The sequence below is a fragment of the Streptomyces sp. NPDC093795 genome (genome assembly GCF_044764665.1).
In the GTDB taxonomy this organism is placed as follows: Bacteria; Actinomycetota; Actinomycetes; order Streptomycetales; family Streptomycetaceae; genus Streptomyces.
On record NZ_JBIWIO010000001.1, the window covers coordinates 648,179 to 665,885 of the forward strand.

Consider the following 17,707-nt stretch of genomic DNA (forward strand, 5'->3'; position numbering starts at 1 on the left):
AGGTGCCCCTCAGCCCCTCAGTCCCATTCCAGGCCGCCGCGACGCCACACGTAGGCGTAGGCGACGAAGACGGTGAGCACGAAGAGCAGCATCTCCACGAGCCCGAAAAGCCCCAGGGCGTCGAAGGTGACGGCCCAGGGGTAGAGGAAGACGATCTCGATGTCGAAGACGATGAAGAGCATCGCCGTCAGGTAGTACTTGATCGGGAAGCGGCCGCCACCGGCGGGAGTGGGCGTCGGCTCGATGCCGCACTCGTACGCCTCAAGTTTTGCCCTGTTGTACCGCTTTGGACCGATAAGCGTGGCCATGACCACGGAGAAGATCGCAAACCCCGCACCCAGGGCACCGAGCACGAGGACGGGCGCGTACGCATTCACGCTCCTCGCTCCTTCCAGTCGTCCTTGACCGTTGGACCGCACGGCCGGACCGTGAAAGATCGCCCCCATGTGAGGCAGTTCACAAGCCCGGCTGCCCCGCATCTTATGCCTGCCCCTCTGTGATCTGCGACACGGGGTACGCCAACGTCTTTGTGATCTCCACCACCTGACGAAGGATCATGAAGTCGGATGAGCGGTGATCTTGTTGCGCGAAGCGCCCAGGTGATCACCAGATGTGACATCCGGACCGGAAATCGCAGATCGGAGGGGGTGTCGCACTATCAAGCGTTGGCCACTACAAGCAAATTGGTGATGGACGCATCCGAGTGGTAAAGGAACCGCTCGTCGCCCGGTCGGGGGAGCCCGGCGGACGGCGGTGGACACGTGCGCGCTTTCACGAGCGCGCGGGGGGCGTTGCGGGGGCGTTCATGAGACGCGGATGTGACCTGCACCACACGGCGGAGGTCCCGGAGAAACGGGGCTTGGCCAAGGGTGTCAAGAGGTGGTAAGGGTCGGGCAATTCGGGCGTTTCAATGAAAACCCATGATCAAGGGCCAGATGAGCCTTGCCCGTTTTGCCCGTTACGGCGTCAATAAGGGCGCCACAGAAGCGGATTATGAGGTTCCGAACGTAACTGTGGCGCAACCCACGTTTCTTGAAGGGAACCGTGAAGCCCTGATAGCGGTTGTACCCATGTCCCACACCGCTCACATACCCAGCCACCGGAAGCCCCGCCGCAGCGCCTCGAAGCTCGCGCTGCGAGCCGGAGTCGCCGGTGGCGTCCTCGGCACCATCGCGGTGGCCGGTGCTGCCGGGCCGGCGAATGCCGAGCCGGTGACCGAGACCATCGAAATGCCCACCCTGGGCTCCCTGGAGACCGCCGGTCTCGCCAGCGCCGTCGCCGCCTCCGCCGAGGCCTCCCAGCAGGAGGCGCTCGACCAGAGCCTCCAGACGCAGGAGAACGCGGCGCTCCAGCAGGCCGCCAAGGAAGCCAAGACGGCCAAGGCCGAGGCGGACCGCAAGGCCGCGGCCGAGCGCGCCGAGAAGGCCGCCCGCCTGAAGGCCGAGCAGGAGCGCCAGGAAGCCGAGGAGCGCGCCTCCCGCGACCGTGAGCGCACCCGGCTCGTCGCCGCGAGCGCGTCGACGTCCTCGGACTCGTCGAACTCCTCCGACGACAACGACTCGTCCTCGTCGTCCTCGTCCTCCGACAGCGGCTCCTCGGCCGGTTCCAGTGACAGCGAGACGCAGGCCCCCTCCGGCTCCGCCGCCTCGATCGTGGCCTTCGCCCGCGCCCAGGTCGGCGACGCGTACGTCAGGGGCGGCACCGGCCCCAACTCGTGGGACTGCTCGGGCCTCGTCCAGGCGGCCTACCGCCAGGCCGGCATCGACCTGCCGCGCATCTCCAGCGACCAGTCGAGCATGGGCACCTCCGTCTCCCTGAGCAACCTCCAGCCGGGCGACATCCTGTACTGGGGCAGCCGCAGCGGCTCGTACCACGTCGCCATCTACGTGGGCGGCGGCATGTACGTCGGCGCGCAGAACACGTCGACCGGTGTCGTAGAGCGCTCCCTCGACTGGGACACCCCGTCGGGCGCCGTGCGCATCCTCTGATCTCCGCGCTTCACGCCGAAGGGCCGTCACTCCCCCTGGGAGAGGCGGCCCTTCGTCACATCCTGAGATGTGCGGTCATTTCCGGAACGACCCCGTTGCAGTGGCTGCTCCAGCAGCGGGTGGCCCGCGCCCAGACGCTGCTCGAAGTCACCGACCTGCCCGTGGAACAGATCGGTGAACGCAGCGGACTGGGCACGGCGGCGAACCTGCGCCGCCACTTCACCCGTACGGTCGGGGTCTCGCCCACCGACTACCGCAGGTCGTTCAGGCCTTCGGCGCGACCTTCGACAGGCCGTTGATGATGCGGTCCATGGCGTCGCCGCCCGTCGGGTCGGTGAGGTTCGCCAGCATCTTCAGGGTGAACTTCATCAGGAGCGGGTGGGTCAGGCCGCGCTGGGTCGCGATCTTCATGATCTTCGGGTTGCCGATGAGCTTCACGAAGGCGCGGCCGAGCGTGTAGTAGCCGCCGTAGGTGTCCTTGAGGACCTGCGGGTAGTTCCGCAGGGCCAGTTCGCGCTGGGCGGGGGTCGTGCGGGCGTGGGCCTGGACGATGACGTCGGCCGCGATCTGGCCGGACTCCATGGCGTACGCGATGCCCTCGCCGTTGAACGGGTTGACCATCCCGCCCGCGTCGCCGACGAGCAGCAGGCCCTTCGTGTAGTGCGGCTGGCGGTTGAAGGCCATCGGGAGGGCGGCGCCGCGGATCGTGGTCGTCATGTTGTCCGGGGTGAAGCCCCAGTCCTCCGGCATCGAGGCGCACCAGGCCTTGAGCACCTCGCGCCAGTCCAGCTCCTTGAACGCGGAGGAGGAGTCGAGGATGCCCAGGCCGACGTTCGAGGTGCCGTCGCCCATGCCGAAGATCCAGCCGTAGCCGGGGAGGAGACGGTCCTGCGGGCCGCGCCGGTCCCACAGCTCGAGCCAGGACTCCAGGTAGTCGTCCTCGTGCCGCGGGGTGGTGAAGTACGTGCGGACCGCGACGCCCATCGGCCGGTCCTCGCGCCGGTGCAGGCCCATGGCGAGGGAGAGGCGGGTGGAGTTGCCGTCGGCGGCGACGACGAGCGGGGCGTGGAAGGTGACCTCGCGCTTCTCCTCGCCCAGCTTCGCGTGGACGCCGGTGATCCGGCCCGTACGGTCGTCGATGATCGGGGCCCCGACGTTGCAGCGCTCGTACAGTCGGGCGCCGCCCTTCTGCGCCTGACGGGCCAGCTGCTCGTCGAAGTCGTCGCGCTTGCGGACGAGTCCGTAGTCCGGGTACGAGGCGAGCTCCGGCCAGTCGAGCTCCAGGCGGACGCCGCCGCCGATGATCCGCAGGCCCTTGTTCCGCAGCCAGCCGGCCTCTTCGGAGATGTCGATGCCCATGGAGACGAGCTGCTTGGTGGCGCGGGGGGTGAGGCCGTCGCCGCAGACCTTCTCGCGGGGGAACGCGGTCTTCTCCAGGAGCAGGACGTCGAGTCCCGCCTTGGCCAGGTAGTACGCGGTGGTGGAACCGGCCGGGCCTGCCCCGACGACGATCACATCTGCGGTGTGCTCGGAGAGGGGCTGCTCGGTCACGGCGGAGTCTCCCGAAGTTCGGCGACGAGGATGATGAGGACGTGTCGCAGTCTATGGGTGGCGGTCCCGGCGGGACCGGAGGGTCACCACCCCACCGACCCCTGGTCCCTGGTCGCGCAGGACCCGTCAGGCCTTGAAGCCCCGGTGGAGCGCGACGATCCCGCCGGTCAGGTTCCGCCAGGCCACCCTCGACCAGCCGGCCTTCTGGAGCATGCCCGCCAGGGTCGGCTGGTCCGGCCACGACTGGATGGACTCCGCGAGGTACACGTACGCGTCGGGGTTGGACGACACGGCACGGGCCACCGGCGGCAGCGCGCGCATCAGGTACTCCTCGTACACCGTGCGGAACGGCGCCCAGGTCGGGTGCGAGAACTCGGAGATGACGACCCGGCCGCCGGGCTTCGTCACCCGGTACAGCTCGCGCAGCGCCTGCTCGGTGTCCTGGATGTTGCGCAGCCCGAAGGAGATGGTGACGGCGTCGAAGACGTCGTCACGGAACGGCAGCTTCGTACCGTCGCCGGCCGTGAACGGCATCCACGGGTGCCGCTTCTTGCCGACCTGGAGCATGCCGATCGAGAAGTCGCAGGGCACGACGTACGCGCCCGCGCGGGCGAAGGGCTGCGACGAGGTCGCCGTACCCGCGGCCAGGTCAAGGATCTTCTGCGCGGGGCGGGCGTCGACCGCCTTCGCGACCTCCTTGCGCCAGCGCCGGTCCTGGCCGAGGGAGAGCACGTCGTTGGTGAGGTCGTAGTTGGCCGCCACGTCGTCGAACATCGAGGCGACTTCGTGCGGCTGCTTGTCCAGGGATGCTCGGGTCACCCCGTCATTGTCGCAGTCGCCGAAATCTCTCCTCGTACCGCTTCAACCTTTTCGGCGCGGCCGCGCTCAAGGACGGATGGGTGTGGGACACCGGCCGACACCAACGGTGAGAGAAGGCAGGAACGCGATGGCGGTACCGACGGAAGTGAGACCCGGCTCCCCGGCAGCCGGGCGGGACGACGTGAGATCCGGCCCTCCGGTCGGCGTGTCGGCCGACGCGGCGGACGGCGGGTTCGAGGAGTTCGCCCGGGCGGGGCAGCAGCGGCTGTACCGCACGGCGTACCTCCTGTGCGGCGACGCCGAGACCGCCCGCGACCTGACCCAGACGACGCTGGCCAAGCTGTACCAGCACTGGCGGCGCGCGGGCGCCGCCGACCATCCGCACGCGTACGCCAAGACGGTGCTGACCCGCACCTTCCTGGCCGAGCGGCGCCGCGGCCTGCGCGATCTGCTCGCGCTCACCCGCACCGGCGGAATGCGCCCGGAGCCCGCCGCCGACCACGCCGATCTGCGCGTCACCCTGCTCGCGGCGCTCGCCGAGCTGCCGCCACGGGCCCGCGCGATGGTCGTCCTGCGCTACTGGGACGACCAGAGCGTGGCCTCCGTGGCCGCCCTGCTGCGGTGCAGCGAGGCGACCGTCAAGAGCCAGTGCTCGCGTTCCCTCGCCCGACTCCGCGTACGCCTGGGTGACGCCGGGCTCGCCACCACAGGAAGCTGAGGTCCGCCGTGGAAACCGACGACATCACCCTGCTCCGCAGCACCATGGAACGTACGGTGGACGACCTTCCCCCGCTCCCCGACCTCGCCCCGCTCGCGGCGCGCGAGGGCCGCAGACGGCGGCTGCGGGCCCGGGCCGCGATCGTCACGACCGCGTTCGGCGCGGTCACGGCCGGGGCGCTCGGCCTCACGCTGCTGCCGGGTTCGAGCCCGGAGGTCACCATGCCCGCCGCCGTGCCGTCGACGCCCGGCGCGACCGCGAGCGCGAGCACCGGCCCGAGCGCAAGCACGACCTACGCCCCCGTCACGATCGAGGAGACCCCGGGCGTCACACCGCCCGACAACCCGGACGGTCTGTCCGAGGCCGAGCGTGCGCGCCGCGCGACGCACCAGCAGCGGGTGGCGGCGCTGCTCGACGAACTGCTGCCCGCGACGGTGACCGAGATCCGGCCGGTCAAGGACAAGGTGTACGTCTACCGGATCGCCTCGGGCGGCGAGACCTTCCGTATGACGGTGTCGGTACGGCCGTCCGACGAGAACCGTCTCAAGCCCTGCGTGGACGAGCCGGTCAGGGGCTTCCGCTGCGAGGAGGTCACGTTCGACGGAAACCGCGAGGCGCAGCTCGTCTCGATGCTGGTCAACGGGGACAAGACGTCCGGGTCGTACCTGGACTTCCGCTACGGCGGCAGCCGCGTCCTGCTCTCCGTCGATCCCGAGCGCGTGTCGGCGCCGGTGTCACCGCGGCAGCTGCTGGCCGTCGCCCAGGACCCGCGCTTCCTCGACCTGGTGCGGTACGCGGACGAGAACCCGGTCGAGACGAAGGCGCCGCCGGCGGTCGAGGGCGGCTGAGCCGGGGTGTTCCGGTGGCTACCGCCCCCGGAACACCAGGCGGCCGCCGAGGACGGTGGCGACGCAGGTCGACGGGCCGAGGCGGACCAGGGTCGCGCGGTCGGGCACGTCGAAGACGGCGAAGCGCGCCGGGGCTCCCGGCGCGAGGCCCGGCAGGAGCACCAGCGGCGCCGGGGAGAACGACGGGGCGCCGGGGAGCCGCTCCGGGCGGCGGCCGACGGCGAGTCCGGCCCGGCGTACGGCGTCCAGGGCGGCCCTTTCGCGCAGTTCACCGGCGACGGCGACCGTCCCGTGCGCGAGCAGCCGCTGCACGGCCCGGCGTGCGGAGGCACCGCGCCGGGCGGGGTCGGCCCGGAAGATCCGCTGCGCCCGCTCCCCGCCGATCGGCTCGGTGCCGAAGCCCGCGGCCTCCCGGGGGTCCGGGTGGTACATGCCTTCGAGGAGTTCGGGCCCGAACGGGTTGAGGAGCCCGGGAGTGAGGATGCCCGGCCACTGCCGGACCCGCGCCTCGGGGCGTACGGCGACGAGGTCCTCGTACGGGCCGACGGCGGCGATGAGACCGCCGTCGACCAGGACGGCGGTCTCGGGTGTCGCCTCGGCGACGTGGATGGTCAGCACAGGGGCCTCAGTTGGCGTCGAGGAGCTTCAGCTCGGGGTGGGCCGTGCCCCCCTCGATCGCGATGGACGAGATGTGCGAGGCGACGCGCTCGTCGACCGGGTCGTTCGCCGGGTCGTCGTGGACGAGGAGGTGCTCGTACGTGGTCGCGCGCTGCGCCGGGACGCGGCCCGCCTTGCGGATCAGGTCGATGATCTCCATGCGGTTGGAGCGGTGCTTGGCACCGGCGGAGGAGACGACGTTCTCCTCCAGCATGATCGAGCCCAGGTCGTCGGCGCCGTAGTGCAGGGAGAGCTGGCCGGCCTCCTTGCCGACGGTCAGCCACGAGCCCTGGATGTGGGCGATGTTGTCCATGAAGAGCCGCGCGACCGCGATCATCCGCAGGTACTCGAAGATCGTCGCCTGCGTGCGGCCCTTGAGGTGGTTGTTCTCGGGCTGGTACGTGTACGGGATGAAGGCCCGGAAGCCGCCCGTCCGGTCCTGCACGTCACGGATCATCCGCAAGTGCTCGATCCGCTCGGCGTTGGTCTCGCCGGTGCCCATGAGCATGGTGGAGGTGGACTCGACGCCCAGGTTGTGGGCGATCTCCATGATCTCCAGCCAGCGCTCGCCGCTCTCCTTGAGCGGGGCGATGGCCTTGCGCGGCCGGGCGGGCAGCAGCTCGGCGCCGGCGCCCGCGAAGGAGTCGAGCCCGGCGGCGTGGATGCGGGTGATCGCCTCCTCGACGGAGACACCGGAGATCCGCGCCATGTGGTCGACCTCGGAGGCGCCGAGGGAGTGGATGACCAGCTGCGGGAAGGCCTGCTTGATCGCGGCGAAGTGCTGCTCGTAGTACTCGACGCCGTAGTCCGGGTGGTGGCCGCCCTGGAACATGATCTGGGTGCCGCCGAGCTCCACGGTCTCCGCGCAGCGGCGCAGGATGTCGTCGAGGTCGCGGGTCCAGCCCTTCTTCGTGTCCTTCGGGGCCGCGTAGAAGGCGCAGAACTTGCACGCCGTCACGCAGACGTTCGTGTAGTTGATGTTCCGCTCGATGATGTACGTCGCGATGTGCTCGGTCCCCGCGTACCGGCGGCGGCGCACGGCGTCGGCGGCGGTGCCGAGGGCGTGCAGGGGCGCCGAGCGGTAGAGGTCGAGCGCCTCCTCGGGGGTGATCCGGCCACCCGCGGCAGCGCGGTCGAGAACAGACTGGAGTTCGGCCTTCTCGGTCACCGGTTGTGTCCCTTTCGGAGGGGTTCTTGCAGACCGAACCAGCGTACGCCAGGGGTCCCCGCGACTTAGGCGCGGGCATACGGGTGAATTACCGGAAGGGGACGCGACGGCGAATTCCGGGAGCCGAATCGGGACCCGAATGGGGAGGCCGGATCGGGAAGCCGGATCGGGACCCGAATGGGTAGGCCGGACCGGGACCCGATCGCGCGCCCGCTAACCCCGTACGGGCGGAGGGAGCAGTTCGACCCTGACGTCCGCGGGGAAGCCGGTCGTGGGGCCGGTGCGGCGGGCGAACTCGCGGACTCCGGCGAGCTGCTCGGGACCGAAGCGGAAGTCGAGCGTACGGAAGTACCGCTCCAGGAGTTCCGCGTCGAAGGTCTCCCAGCGGGCGGCCTGCTCGGCGACCTTGGCGACCTCTTCGAGGGAGAGGTCACGCGAGGCCAGGAAGGCCTGGTGCACCTCGTGGACCGTCTCCGGTTCGCGTGCCAGGTAGTCCTTGCGCGCCGCCCACACGGCGAAGACGAACGGCAGGCCCGTCCACTCCTTCCACATGAGCCCGAGGTCGTGGACCTGGAGGCCGAGCCGGGGCGCGTCGTGCAGCGAGGCCCGGAGCGCGGCGTCGCCGATGAGGACGGCCGCCTCGGCCTCCTGCATCATCACGCCCAGGTCAGGGGGGCAGGTGTAGTAGTCCGGCGTCACCCCGTACCGCTCGGCGAGGAGCAGCTGGGCGAGGCGTACGGACGTGCGGGAGGTGGAGCCGAGGGCGACGCGCGCCCCGTCCAGCTCCTCCAGGGGACGCTGCGAGACGATCACGCAGGACATGACGGGCCCGTCGCACCCGACGGCGATGTCCGGGAGGGCCACGAGGTCCGCCGCGTTGCGGAGGTACTCGACGAGGGTGATGGGGCCGATGTCGAGATCGCCGCGGACGAGCCGCTCACTGAGCTTCTCGGGGGTGTCCTTCGTCAGCTCCAGATCGAGGAGCGTTCCGGTTCTGGCCAGGCCCCAGTAGAGGGGGAGGCAGTTCAGGAACTGGATGTGCCCGACGCGGGGCCGGCTGCGCTGCTGCTCGGCGGTTGCATTGTCCACATAGTGAGGCTAGACCCGTCTCGTACCGTGGGCATCGGCGGGGCCCGCGCGTCAGCGCGGGGAGCAAGATCAAACCTGCGAGCGACGTGATCTTTCGCTCTTCCGCCACGAGCGTCCTGCGTGCTAGGCTCGACGCAAGTTGCAGTTTGGTTTCCCTTGCAGTACAGAGCCTGCGGAGCATGTAACCCGCAGGCTTTTGTAGTTTTCAGACTTGTTTGCAGGTTCTGGAGCAGGGCAACCCTTTGGCCCAAGGAGGGCTTATGGCTACCGGAACCGTCAAGTGGTTCAACGCTGAAAAGGGCTTCGGCTTCATCGCCCAGGACGGCGGCGGCCCGGATGTCTTCGTCCACTACTCCGCGATCAACGCGAACGGCTTCCGTTCGCTCGAGGAGAACCAGGTCGTGACCTTCGACGTCACGCAGGGCCCGAAGGGCCCGCAGGCGGAGAACGTCTCCCCGGCCTAAGTTGCCCGGGTCGGCGTACGCGCACCTCTAGATAAAGCAGTACCCAAGGAGCCCCGCTCCGTGCCTCCGGGCACGAGCGGGGCTCCTGCCTTTCTCCCGCCGTGCCGGGCGGGGGGCTCGTAGTCTGGACGCATGACCGAACGCAAGCCGCCCGGAGTCAGCTTCGAGTCGTTCGTGGACAAACAGATCCGCGAGGCGTCGGAACGGGGTGAGTTCCGGAGCCTGCCGGGCTTCGGCAAACCCCTCCCGGACGACTCCGCCCCGTACGACGAGCTGTGGTGGATCAAGGGCAAGATGCACAGCGAGGGCGCGTCGGTGCTGCCGCCCTCCCTTGCCCTGCGCAAGGAGGCCGAGGACGCGGAGGCGGCGGTGGCCGCGGCCGTCTCGGAGAGCCAGGTCCGCCGCATCCTCGGGGAGATCAACACCAAGATCGCCGCAGCCCTCCTCCGCCCGCCGGCCGGGCCCCCGCTGAACCTGAAGCCCTTCGACGTGGCGGCGACGGTGGAGCGGTGGAGGACGGAAAGGAGCCACCCGTGAACAGCGCCGCCCTGCTGACCGACTCGTTCGGCCGGATCCGTGAGGCCGTCCACGAGGCCGTGGAGGGCCTCACCGAGGACCAGCTCGCCGTACGGATCGATCCCGACGCCAACTCGGTGGCCTGGCTCGTCTGGCACCTCACCCGCATCCAGGACGACCACCTCGCGGGCGCGTACGGCACGGAGCAGCTGTGGACGGGGGACGGCTGGCGGGACCGCTTCGGACTGCCGTTCCCGGCCGAAGCGACCGGCTACGGCCAGTCGCGGGCCCAGGCCGGCAAGGTCCGCGCCCCGGCGGAGCTGCTGCTCGGCTACCACGACGCCGTGCACGCCCGTACGGAGGAGCTCATCGGCACGGTGACGAACGCGGACCTGGACCGGGTCGTCGACACCGCCTGGGACCCGCCGGTCACCCTCGGCGTCCGCCTGGTGTCGGTGATCGCGGACGCGCTCCAGCACGCGGGGCAGGCGGGGTACGTGCGGGGTGTGGTGGAGCGGGGATAGCGGCGGCGGGCGGGACGCGCGTCCCCCCATGACCATCCGTCCGGCCGTACAACCATTCGGTTCCTCTGTGGGTCTTGCGGGCGCACCAGTACCGCCCCGCCCGCGCCCCTGAAAGAGGAACACCTTTGATCTCCCCTCGCCGCGCCGCCCGTGTACGGCTGGGCGCCGCCGTGACGGCCGTTCTCGCCGTCACGGTGGGCGGTCTGACGGCCGCCGTCCCCGCCACGGCCGCCGCCCCCGCCACGGCCGCCGCCCTGGCCACCGCCTCGGCGGTCGTGCCCTTTCCGGCCATCAGGCCCGAGCTCGTCAGCGCCGGCACGACCGGCTTCCTGACCTGGAACGATGACAAGGACGGTGGCCTGCACGCCGTCTGGACCCGGTACGCGGACGGCTCGACGGCCGAGCCGTATCAGCGGGACTACGACTGGGTCACCCGGTCCTACGCGTCCGACGTGATCGCGCGCATCGAGATGTCCGGCCACATCACGCTCCGGGACATGGCGACGGACCAGGACGTCCTGTCCGCCTCGCCGCAGTCCGTGGGCACCGGCGGTACCTTCGCCGGAGCCGTCGGCCGCACCGCGTTCGTCAAGGTGGCCAACGGCAAGGGCGGGCACGCCGTACACCTGCTCTCGCAGGGGGACGGCGCGCTCTCCGACCGGCCCGTGACCGGTCTGCCGGACGACGCGCAGGACCCGTCGGTCCGGGCCGCCACCCCCGGCACCGCCCTGCTCACGTACGTCACCGGTACGGGTGCGAGCGCGCGGAAGCGCTGGGCCACCGTGGACATCGCCACCGCCGCGGTCACGGAGACCGCGCCCGTCGCGGGCGGCACGGAGCAGTGGGGCCCGATCGCGCTCTCCGGCAAGCACGTCGCCTGGCTGGAGCCCGGCTCCGCGGGCAAGGCGACCGTGGTCGTCACCGAGCGGGGACCCGCCACCGGCACCCAGCGGATCACCGTGCCCGCAGCCATCAACTCCCTCGGGCTGGTCGGCAGTTGGCTGACGCACGCACAGACGGGCGGGTACGGCGAGCGGAACCCGTCCCCGACGTACGCCGTGACCGCGCGCTACCTGGGGAACGGCACGACCCGGAAGCTCATGGACGACATGGCCTACTCGGCCGTGGCTCCGGACGGCGCGCTGCTCGTGCAGGGCGGCACCGTCGCGGGCGGCGAGGGTCTGTACCGGATCGCGGCCGGCGCGGACGGCGTTCCGGCCGCCACCCAGGTCGCCTCCTCCGGGGTCTCGACCAAGGTCACGCTCCTCGGACACAACATCCCGCCGGTCCTCGATCTCGACAGGACCGGCGGCCGGTTCACCATGGTCTGGCAACTCAGCCGGTCCGAGGTGGAGATGACGGTCAGGATCCGCAACACCCGGACGGGCGAGACCCTGACGGACGGCGTCTACCCGTTGAACGCCGACTACGACCCCCACAGAGCGGCCTACACCTGGAACGGCCAGCTCACCTGGAACGGCACCCCCGACATGTGGACCGGGGCGCCGAGCGGGCCGTACACCTGGGAGATCACGGCCAAGCCGATGAACGGCATCGGACCGGAGCTGAAGACCTCCGGAGCCTTCACCGTGACTCGGAAGCCCGGTGCGCACGACTACGACCTCGACGGCTCGCCGGACGTGCTCGTCCGGGACACCGCGGGCCGGCTGTGGATCCACGACACCTTCCAGTCACTCCACTCCGCCGACCAGCTGGACCAGAACCCGGGGCTGCTCGCGGGTAGCAACTGGCAGATCTACGACCGGATCGAGGCGGTCGGGAACGTCGCCGGTTCCGCCGTGAGCGACGTGGTCGCCCGGGACCGGGCCGGCGTCCTCTGGCTCTACCAGGGCACCGGGCTCGCCAAGTCCCCGCTGGGCGTACGGGCCCGGGTCGGCACCGGGTGGAACGCGTACACCCATCTCACCGGGGGTTCCGACCTGACCGGGGACGGGCGGGCCGACCTCGTCGCCACCGACAAGGCCGGCGACCTGTGGCTGTACAAGGGCACGGGCTCCGCGACCACCCCGTACGCGGTCCGCAAGAAGATCGGCTACGGCTGGGGCGTCTACAACCAGCTCACCGCCACCGGCAACATCGGAGGCGGCCCGGCCGGAGACCTCGTCGCCCGTGACACCGCCGGCGTCCTCTGGCTCTACCTCGGCAAGGGCGACGGCACCTTCGCACCCCGCATCAGGATCGGCCCCGGCTGGGGAGCGTACGACCATCTGCTCGGTATCGGCGACGCGAACCGTGACGGTCGTCCCGACCTGTACGCCTCGGGGCGCAACACCAGCGGCGAGGCCTACCTCTACCGGGGCACGGGCTCCTACCAGGCGCCGTTCCGTCCGCGGAGCGGGGTCGCCTGGTGGAGCTCCCTCCCGGACGGCAGGCAGCACGATCTCCTTTCCTGACGCCTACTCATGGGCGGGCCGGAGGGCGTACAACCCTTCGGCCCGGTCAGGGGTCTTATCGAACGGTACGTACGCATGTGCGTGCCGTTCGATGCTTGAGGAGAAACACGTGACTTCACGCACGGCCCGGCGCCGGCTCTCCACCGCGATCACCGCAGTCCTCGCCGTCACGGCGGGCACCGCGCTGGCGGCCGCCCCCTCGGCGGGTGCCGCCCCGGCGGTCACCCCGGCCGCCGTCGCGGCCCCCGCGGGCACGGCTGACGAGCAGGACACGTACGCGATGCAGTTCGACAGGAAGGTCACGAGCGCGGGACCCGGCGGCTACCTCACCGGCACCCCTCACCGGATGGAGAGCATCTACTCCTTCGACTACCACTGGCACCGCCCGGACGGCACCTCCACGCTCGTGACGAAGGCCTGGGCCAGAGAGCGGGCGGAGCCCAACGCCGCCGTGTCCGACATCGTGCCGATAGTGAACGGGAACGCGGACGTGATCCGGCTCCGTGACATGTCCGCCCCGGCCGGGACCGCGCCCGTCGTCTTCGACCTGACCACGCTGAACACATCGTCCCTCACTTACAGGTACGTCACCACGATCGGCTCCACCCTCCTCGTCGAGGGAGAGCCCACGAGCGGTCCGAGCGAGTTCCGTCTCCTCACCGAGCCCGGGGATCCGGGCAGGAAGATCACCGGCCTGCCCGCCGGCATCGAACACATCGCCGGCGCGCGCGCCACCGCCGACACGGTTTTCCTCCGCTACAACCTCGCCTCGCCCTCCGGCGACAACCCCGGCAACGTCACCGTCGACCTGGCCACGGCCACCGCCGGCGCCGCCCACCCCACGCCCCAGCTGGGCTATTGGAGCCACCCTCTCGCGATCAACGACACCCACCTGGCCTGGTGGCAGGACGACACCACACTCGTCATCGCCGATCGCGCCGGCGGCGCCCCGAAGCCGATCACCTTCCCCCGGGCCGAAATACCGATCGTCGGCCTCCTCAAGGGCTGGGTCGTCCACGGCACGTCGACCCTCACCGGTGGCGGCACCGCCGGCGATCCGACGCTGCCGCTCACCGCCCGCCCGATCGCCGGCGGCGACCCGGTCAAGCTCCTCGATCGCACGTCGAACCTCACCGCGGGCCCGGACGGCAGCCTGCTCGCCTACGGCGGCACCGCCGAGCACGGCGAGGGCTTCTACCGGGTCGCCCTCGGCACCGACGGCAAGCCGACCGCGACGCTCCTCTCCTCCACCGGCCAGGACACCGTCCTCACCCTGAAGAAGACGGGCTTCGGCCCCGTCGTCGACCTCGATACACAGGACGGCAGCGCCTATCTGAGCTGGGAGCTCTCGCACGGGAACTACGAGGTCAGCGTGAGCCTGGTCCACAAGAGGACCGGCCAGCGGTTCAACCACCGCGGCAACGAGGCGAGCCGGTACCTGAGGTTCCTCTGGAACGGGAAGTTCGACTCCCATGAGGGGCCCGGCCAGAACGCCTACAACGGCGACTACCGCTGGGAACTGGTCGCCGAGCCGACGAACGGCATCGGCGAACCCGTGCGCGAGAGCGGTGACTTCACCGTCGTCCGCGTTCCGAAGGCCCACGACTTCAACGACAACGGCTCCCCCGACCTCTTCGCCCGCGTCTCCTCCGGTGACCTGTGGCGCTTCGACACGGTCTACGACGCCCAGAACAAAAAGGTCGTCCCGATCACTCGCTGGTCCGGGGTCGGCTCCGGCTGGAACTACCCGCAGATGGAGGCCGTCGGAAACGTCGCGGGCACGAGCGCCCCGGATGTCATCGGTGTCGACTCGGCCGGTCTCCTGTGGCTCCACCCCGGCACGGGCGTGGAGAGCAAGCCGTTCGGCACTCGCGTCCGGGTCGGTGGCGGCTGGCAGATCTACAACAAGCTCACCGGCGGATCCGACCTGACCGGCGACGGCCGGACCGACCTCGTCGCCACCGACAAGTCCGGCGACCTCTGGCTCTACAAGGCCACCGGCTCCCTCACCTCCCCCTACGCGCCCCGCAAGAGGATCGGCGTCGGCTGGGGCATCTACAACCAGCTCACCGCCACCGGCAACCTCGCCGGAGGACCGGCCGGAGACCTCGTCGCCCGCGACAAGGACGGCGTCCTCTGGCTCTACCTCGGCGTCGGTGACGGCACCTTGGGCGGCCGGGTCAAGATCGGCCCCGGCTGGAACCAGTACACCCAGTTCGCCGGAGTCGGCGACGCCACCGGTGACGGGCTCGTCGACCTCTACGTCTACGGGCCGAACAACACCTCGTACGTCTACAACGGCACCGGCCACTGGAGGGCACCCTTCGCCACCCGCGTCCCCACCGACGCCCTGATCAACACCGGCAGCACGTACACCCACGTCCTCTGACCCGCCCGTAAAAGCACGGACCGGGCCGGAGGGCGTACAACCCTTCGGCCCGGTCACGGGTCACATCGAACGGTACGTACACATGTGCGTGCCGTTCGATTCATTCGAGGAGAAACACGTGACTTCACGCACGGCCCGGCGCCGGCTCTCCACCGCGATCACCGCAGTCCTGGCCATCACGGCGGGCACGGCCCTCGCGGCCGCCCCCTCCGCGGGCGCGGCCCCGGTGGTCGCTCCCGCCGCCGTCACGGCTGCCGGAGCCCTTGCGGACGCGCGGGAGATCGCCGAGCTGCCGGTCGACACGGAGATCACGGGCGCGGGACCCGGCGGCTATCTCACGGCCACCGAGCAGTACGACAGCGAGAACAACTCGGATTACGACCACCGCTGGTACCGGCCCGACGGCACCTCGACCGTCCTGGTGAAGGCCTGGACCGGCAAGCGCGCATGGCCCAACGCCGCCGTGTCCGACATCGTGACGATCACGGGGGCGGGCGGGATCGAGCTCCACGACATGTCCGCCCCCGCCGGGACAGCGCCCGTCGTCTTCGACCTGACCAAGCTGAACAAGCCGGACGCCACCTACTCGTACCTGGCCACGATCGGCTCGACGCTCCTCGTCCGGGTGACGAATTCCGCCGGGAAGGAGTTCCACCTCCTCGACAGGACCGGGAGCACGGTCACCGACCGTACGATCACCGGCCTGCCGGCCGGCATCAACAGCATCGTCGGCGTGCGCGCCGCCACCGGCACCGCACTTCTCGCGTACGAGACGGGCACGGCCCACGGGAACAGGAGCGGAGTCGTCGCCGTCGACCTGGCCACGGCCACCGCCGGTAGCGCCCACACCACCAGCCTCTTCGGCTGGAGCCGCCCCATCGCCGTCGATGCCACGCACCTGGCCTGGTGGCAGGACAACACCACCCTCGTCGTCGCCGACCGCACCGGCGGCGACTCCAAGCCGATCACCCTCCCCCGGGCCGCTACCCCGGTCGTCGGCCTCCTCAAGGGCTGGGTCGCCTACGGCACGGCGACCGCCACCGGCGGTGGCACGGCCGGCGACCCGATGCTGCCGCTCACCGCGCGCCCGATCGCCGGCGGCGACCCGGTCAAGCTCCTCGACCGCACGTCGAGCCTCACCGCGGGCCCGGACGGCAGCCTGCTCGTCCGCGGCGGCACCGCCGAACACGGCGAGGGCATCTACCGGATCGCCCTCGGCACCGACGGAAAGCCGACCGCCGCGCTCATCGCCTCCACCGGCGAGGACACCGCGCTCACCTTCGAGAAGACGAGCGTCGGCCCGGTCGTCGACCTCGACCCGCAGAACAACCGCGTCTACCTGAACTGGACCCTCTCGCACAAGGGCTTCACGTACGAGGTGAGCCTGATCCACAAGAAGACCAGCAGGCGGTACGTCCACACCGTGACGTCGGACTCCAGCCGGAACTTCGGATTCCTCTGGCGCGGGAACTTCGCCTCCTCGGAGGGCGAACCCGGCGAGAGCGCCTACAACGGCGACTACCGCTGGGAGTTGAACGCCAAGCCGACGAACGGCATCGGCCCGGACCTGCACGCGACCGGTGACTTCACCGTCACCCGCACCCCCAAGCTCCACGACTACAACGACAACGGCTCCCCCGACCTCCTCGCCCGCGACTCCTCCGGCAACCTGCGGCGCCTCGACACCGTCTACGACGCCTGGAAGGCCAAGGTCACCCCGGCCGGGGCCCCGGAGTACATCGGCGGCGGCTGGAACTACCCGCAGATCGAGTCCGTCGGCAACATCGGGGGAACCAGCGCACCCGACGTCCTGGGCATCGACTCCGCCGGCGTCCTGTGGGTACACCCCGGCACCGGCGACGAGCGGAACCCGCTCGGCATCCGCAGCAAGGTCGGCCCCGGCTGGCAGGTCTACAACAAGCTCACCGGCGGATCCGACCTCACCGGCGACGGCCGCGCCGACCTCGTCGCCACCGACAAGGCCGGCGACCTCTGGCTCTACAAGGCCACCGGCTCCCTCACCTCCCCCTACGCACCCCGCAAGAAGATCGGCGTCGGCTGGGGCATCTACAACCAGCTCACCGCCACCGGCAACCTCGCCGGAGGACCGGCCGGAGACCTCGTCGCCCGCGACAAGGACGGCATCCTCTGGCTCTACCTCGGCAACGGCGACGGCACCTTCGCCAGCCGCGTCAAGATCGGCCCCGGCTGGAACCAGTACACCCAGTTCGCCGCCGTCGGCGACGCCTCCATGGACGGCCGCAACGACCTCTACGTCTACGGGCCGAACAACACCGCGTACGTCTACAACGGCACCGGCAGCTGGAGGGCGCCCTTCTCCACCCGCGTCCCCACCGACGTCTTCGTCAACACCAGCAGCGAGTACACCAACGTCCTCTGACCCGCCCGTACAACCATGCGGGCCTCCCGGAAGTCAGGTACGGGCGCGGTGGATCATCCACCGCGCCCGTACCTCCGAGGAGGACCTCCTTGCGCCACGCACGCACGCCTCGGCTGCGTCTCACGGCGGCCGTCGCCGCCGTGCTCGCCGTCACCACGGCC

15 protein-coding genes and 1 pseudogene are annotated in these 17,707 nt (G+C 70.4%); 10 read left to right on the top strand and 6 right to left on the bottom strand.

Features of this window, described 5'->3' with window-relative positions:
* Positions 1–17 precede the first annotated feature (17 nt).
* Entirely contained in the window at positions 18–377 is a 360-nt protein-coding gene (locus ACIRB7_RS03125) for an NADH-quinone oxidoreductase subunit A (protein WP_019888619.1), read from the bottom strand.
* 693 nt (positions 378–1,070) lie between these two features.
* On the opposite strand from ACIRB7_RS03125, the gene ACIRB7_RS03130 reads away from it, so the two are divergent.
* Together ACIRB7_RS03130 and ACIRB7_RS03135 are read left to right on the top strand one after the other, a co-directional pair.
* Positions 1,071–1,988: a C40 family peptidase gene (locus ACIRB7_RS03130; protein WP_403591467.1), complete on the top strand. Its 918-nt coding sequence runs from the start codon at positions 1,071–1,073 to the stop codon at positions 1,986–1,988.
* An 80-nt stretch (positions 1,989–2,068) separates the two neighbouring features.
* A pseudogene (locus tag ACIRB7_RS03135) lies at positions 2,069–2,287 on the top strand (helix-turn-helix domain-containing protein); the annotation flags it as partial.
* On the opposite strand, the gene ACIRB7_RS03140 reads toward ACIRB7_RS03135, so the two are convergent.
* Together ACIRB7_RS03140 and ACIRB7_RS03145 are read right to left on the bottom strand one after the other, a co-directional pair.
* The gene (locus ACIRB7_RS03140) at positions 2,253–3,539 is read right to left on the bottom strand and encodes a geranylgeranyl reductase family protein (protein ID WP_403591469.1); all 1,287 of its coding nucleotides are present in this window, start codon (positions 3,537–3,539) and stop codon (positions 2,253–2,255) included. The pseudogene ACIRB7_RS03135 and the gene ACIRB7_RS03140 overlap by 35 nt on opposite strands.
* 126 nt (positions 3,540–3,665) lie before the next feature.
* Positions 3,666–4,358 (bottom strand): demethylmenaquinone methyltransferase, encoded by a 693-nt coding sequence (locus ACIRB7_RS03145; RefSeq protein ID WP_403591472.1) that lies wholly within the window; start codon positions 4,356–4,358, stop codon positions 3,666–3,668.
* A gap of 181 nt (positions 4,359–4,539) precedes the next feature.
* Between ACIRB7_RS03145 and ACIRB7_RS03150 the strand changes: the two genes are divergently transcribed.
* Both ACIRB7_RS03150 and ACIRB7_RS03155 read left to right on the top strand, forming a co-directional pair.
* Positions 4,540–5,076 carry a SigE family RNA polymerase sigma factor gene (locus ACIRB7_RS03150; protein ID WP_403591475.1) on the top strand — a complete coding sequence of 179 codons (537 nt, stop codon included), beginning with the start codon at positions 4,540–4,542 and terminating at the stop codon, positions 5,074–5,076.
* 8 nt (positions 5,077–5,084) lie between these two features.
* The gene (locus ACIRB7_RS03155) at positions 5,085–5,924 is read left to right on the top strand and encodes a hypothetical protein (RefSeq protein WP_403591478.1); all 840 of its coding nucleotides are present in this window, start codon (positions 5,085–5,087) and stop codon (positions 5,922–5,924) included.
* A gap of 18 nt (positions 5,925–5,942) precedes the next feature.
* Here the strand turns inward: ACIRB7_RS03155 and ACIRB7_RS03160 are convergent, their stop codons facing one another.
* From ACIRB7_RS03160 to ACIRB7_RS03170, 3 genes are all read right to left on the bottom strand, one after another.
* Positions 5,943–6,542, bottom strand: a complete 600-nt coding sequence (locus tag ACIRB7_RS03160) for an imidazolonepropionase-like domain-containing protein (protein ID WP_403591481.1) — start codon at positions 6,540–6,542, stop codon at positions 5,943–5,945.
* A gap of 7 nt (positions 6,543–6,549) precedes the next feature.
* Positions 6,550–7,749 (bottom strand): cyclic dehypoxanthinyl futalosine synthase, encoded by a 1,200-nt coding sequence (gene mqnC / locus ACIRB7_RS03165; RefSeq protein ID WP_403591484.1) that lies wholly within the window; start codon positions 7,747–7,749, stop codon positions 6,550–6,552.
* Between the two features lie 213 nt (positions 7,750–7,962).
* Positions 7,963–8,838 carry a menaquinone biosynthetic enzyme MqnA/MqnD family protein gene (locus tag ACIRB7_RS03170; protein ID WP_403591487.1) on the bottom strand — a complete coding sequence of 292 codons (876 nt, stop codon included), beginning with the start codon at positions 8,836–8,838 and terminating at the stop codon, positions 7,963–7,965.
* Positions 8,839–9,098: 260 nt separating this feature from the next.
* On the opposite strand from ACIRB7_RS03170, the gene ACIRB7_RS03175 reads away from it, so the two are divergent.
* The 6 genes from ACIRB7_RS03175 to ACIRB7_RS03200 all read left to right on the top strand — a co-directional run bounded on the left by ACIRB7_RS03175 (position 9,099) and on the right by ACIRB7_RS03200 (position 17,546).
* Entirely contained in the window at positions 9,099–9,302 is a 204-nt protein-coding gene (locus ACIRB7_RS03175; RefSeq protein ID WP_041130679.1) for a cold-shock protein, read from the top strand.
* 132 nt (positions 9,303–9,434) lie between these two features.
* A complete protein-coding gene (locus ACIRB7_RS03180; RefSeq protein WP_403591490.1) occupies positions 9,435–9,839 on the top strand; it encodes a DUF1992 domain-containing protein in 405 nt (134 codons plus the stop codon).
* Complete coding sequence (locus ACIRB7_RS03185; RefSeq protein WP_403591493.1) at positions 9,836–10,342, top strand: DUF664 domain-containing protein; 507 nt, start codon at positions 9,836–9,838, stop codon at positions 10,340–10,342. The genes ACIRB7_RS03180 and ACIRB7_RS03185 overlap by 4 nt, the downstream gene beginning before the upstream one ends.
* 125 nt (positions 10,343–10,467) lie before the next feature.
* Positions 10,468–12,756 carry an FG-GAP repeat domain-containing protein gene (locus ACIRB7_RS03190; RefSeq protein WP_403591495.1) on the top strand — a complete coding sequence of 763 codons (2,289 nt, stop codon included), beginning with the start codon at positions 10,468–10,470 and terminating at the stop codon, positions 12,754–12,756.
* A gap of 109 nt (positions 12,757–12,865) precedes the next feature.
* The gene (locus ACIRB7_RS03195; RefSeq protein WP_403591498.1) at positions 12,866–15,145 is read left to right on the top strand and encodes an FG-GAP repeat domain-containing protein; all 2,280 of its coding nucleotides are present in this window, start codon (positions 12,866–12,868) and stop codon (positions 15,143–15,145) included.
* 118 nt (positions 15,146–15,263) lie between these two features.
* Complete coding sequence (locus ACIRB7_RS03200; protein WP_403591500.1) at positions 15,264–17,546, top strand: FG-GAP repeat domain-containing protein; 2,283 nt, start codon at positions 15,264–15,266, stop codon at positions 17,544–17,546.
* Positions 17,547–17,707 lie beyond the last annotated feature (161 nt).

What these genes read in the sequence shown, in the direction of transcription:
- ACIRB7_RS03130 (WP_403591467.1), top strand. Translation starts at nt 1,071, where the DNA reads ATGTCCCACACCGCTCACATACCCAGCCACCGGAAGCCCCGCCGCAGC.
- ACIRB7_RS03175 (WP_041130679.1), top strand. Translation starts at nt 9,099, where the DNA reads ATGGCTACCGGAACCGTCAAGTGGTTCAACGCTGAAAAGGGCTTCGGC.
- ACIRB7_RS03180 (WP_403591490.1), top strand. Translation starts at nt 9,435, where the DNA reads ATGACCGAACGCAAGCCGCCCGGAGTCAGCTTCGAGTCGTTCGTGGAC.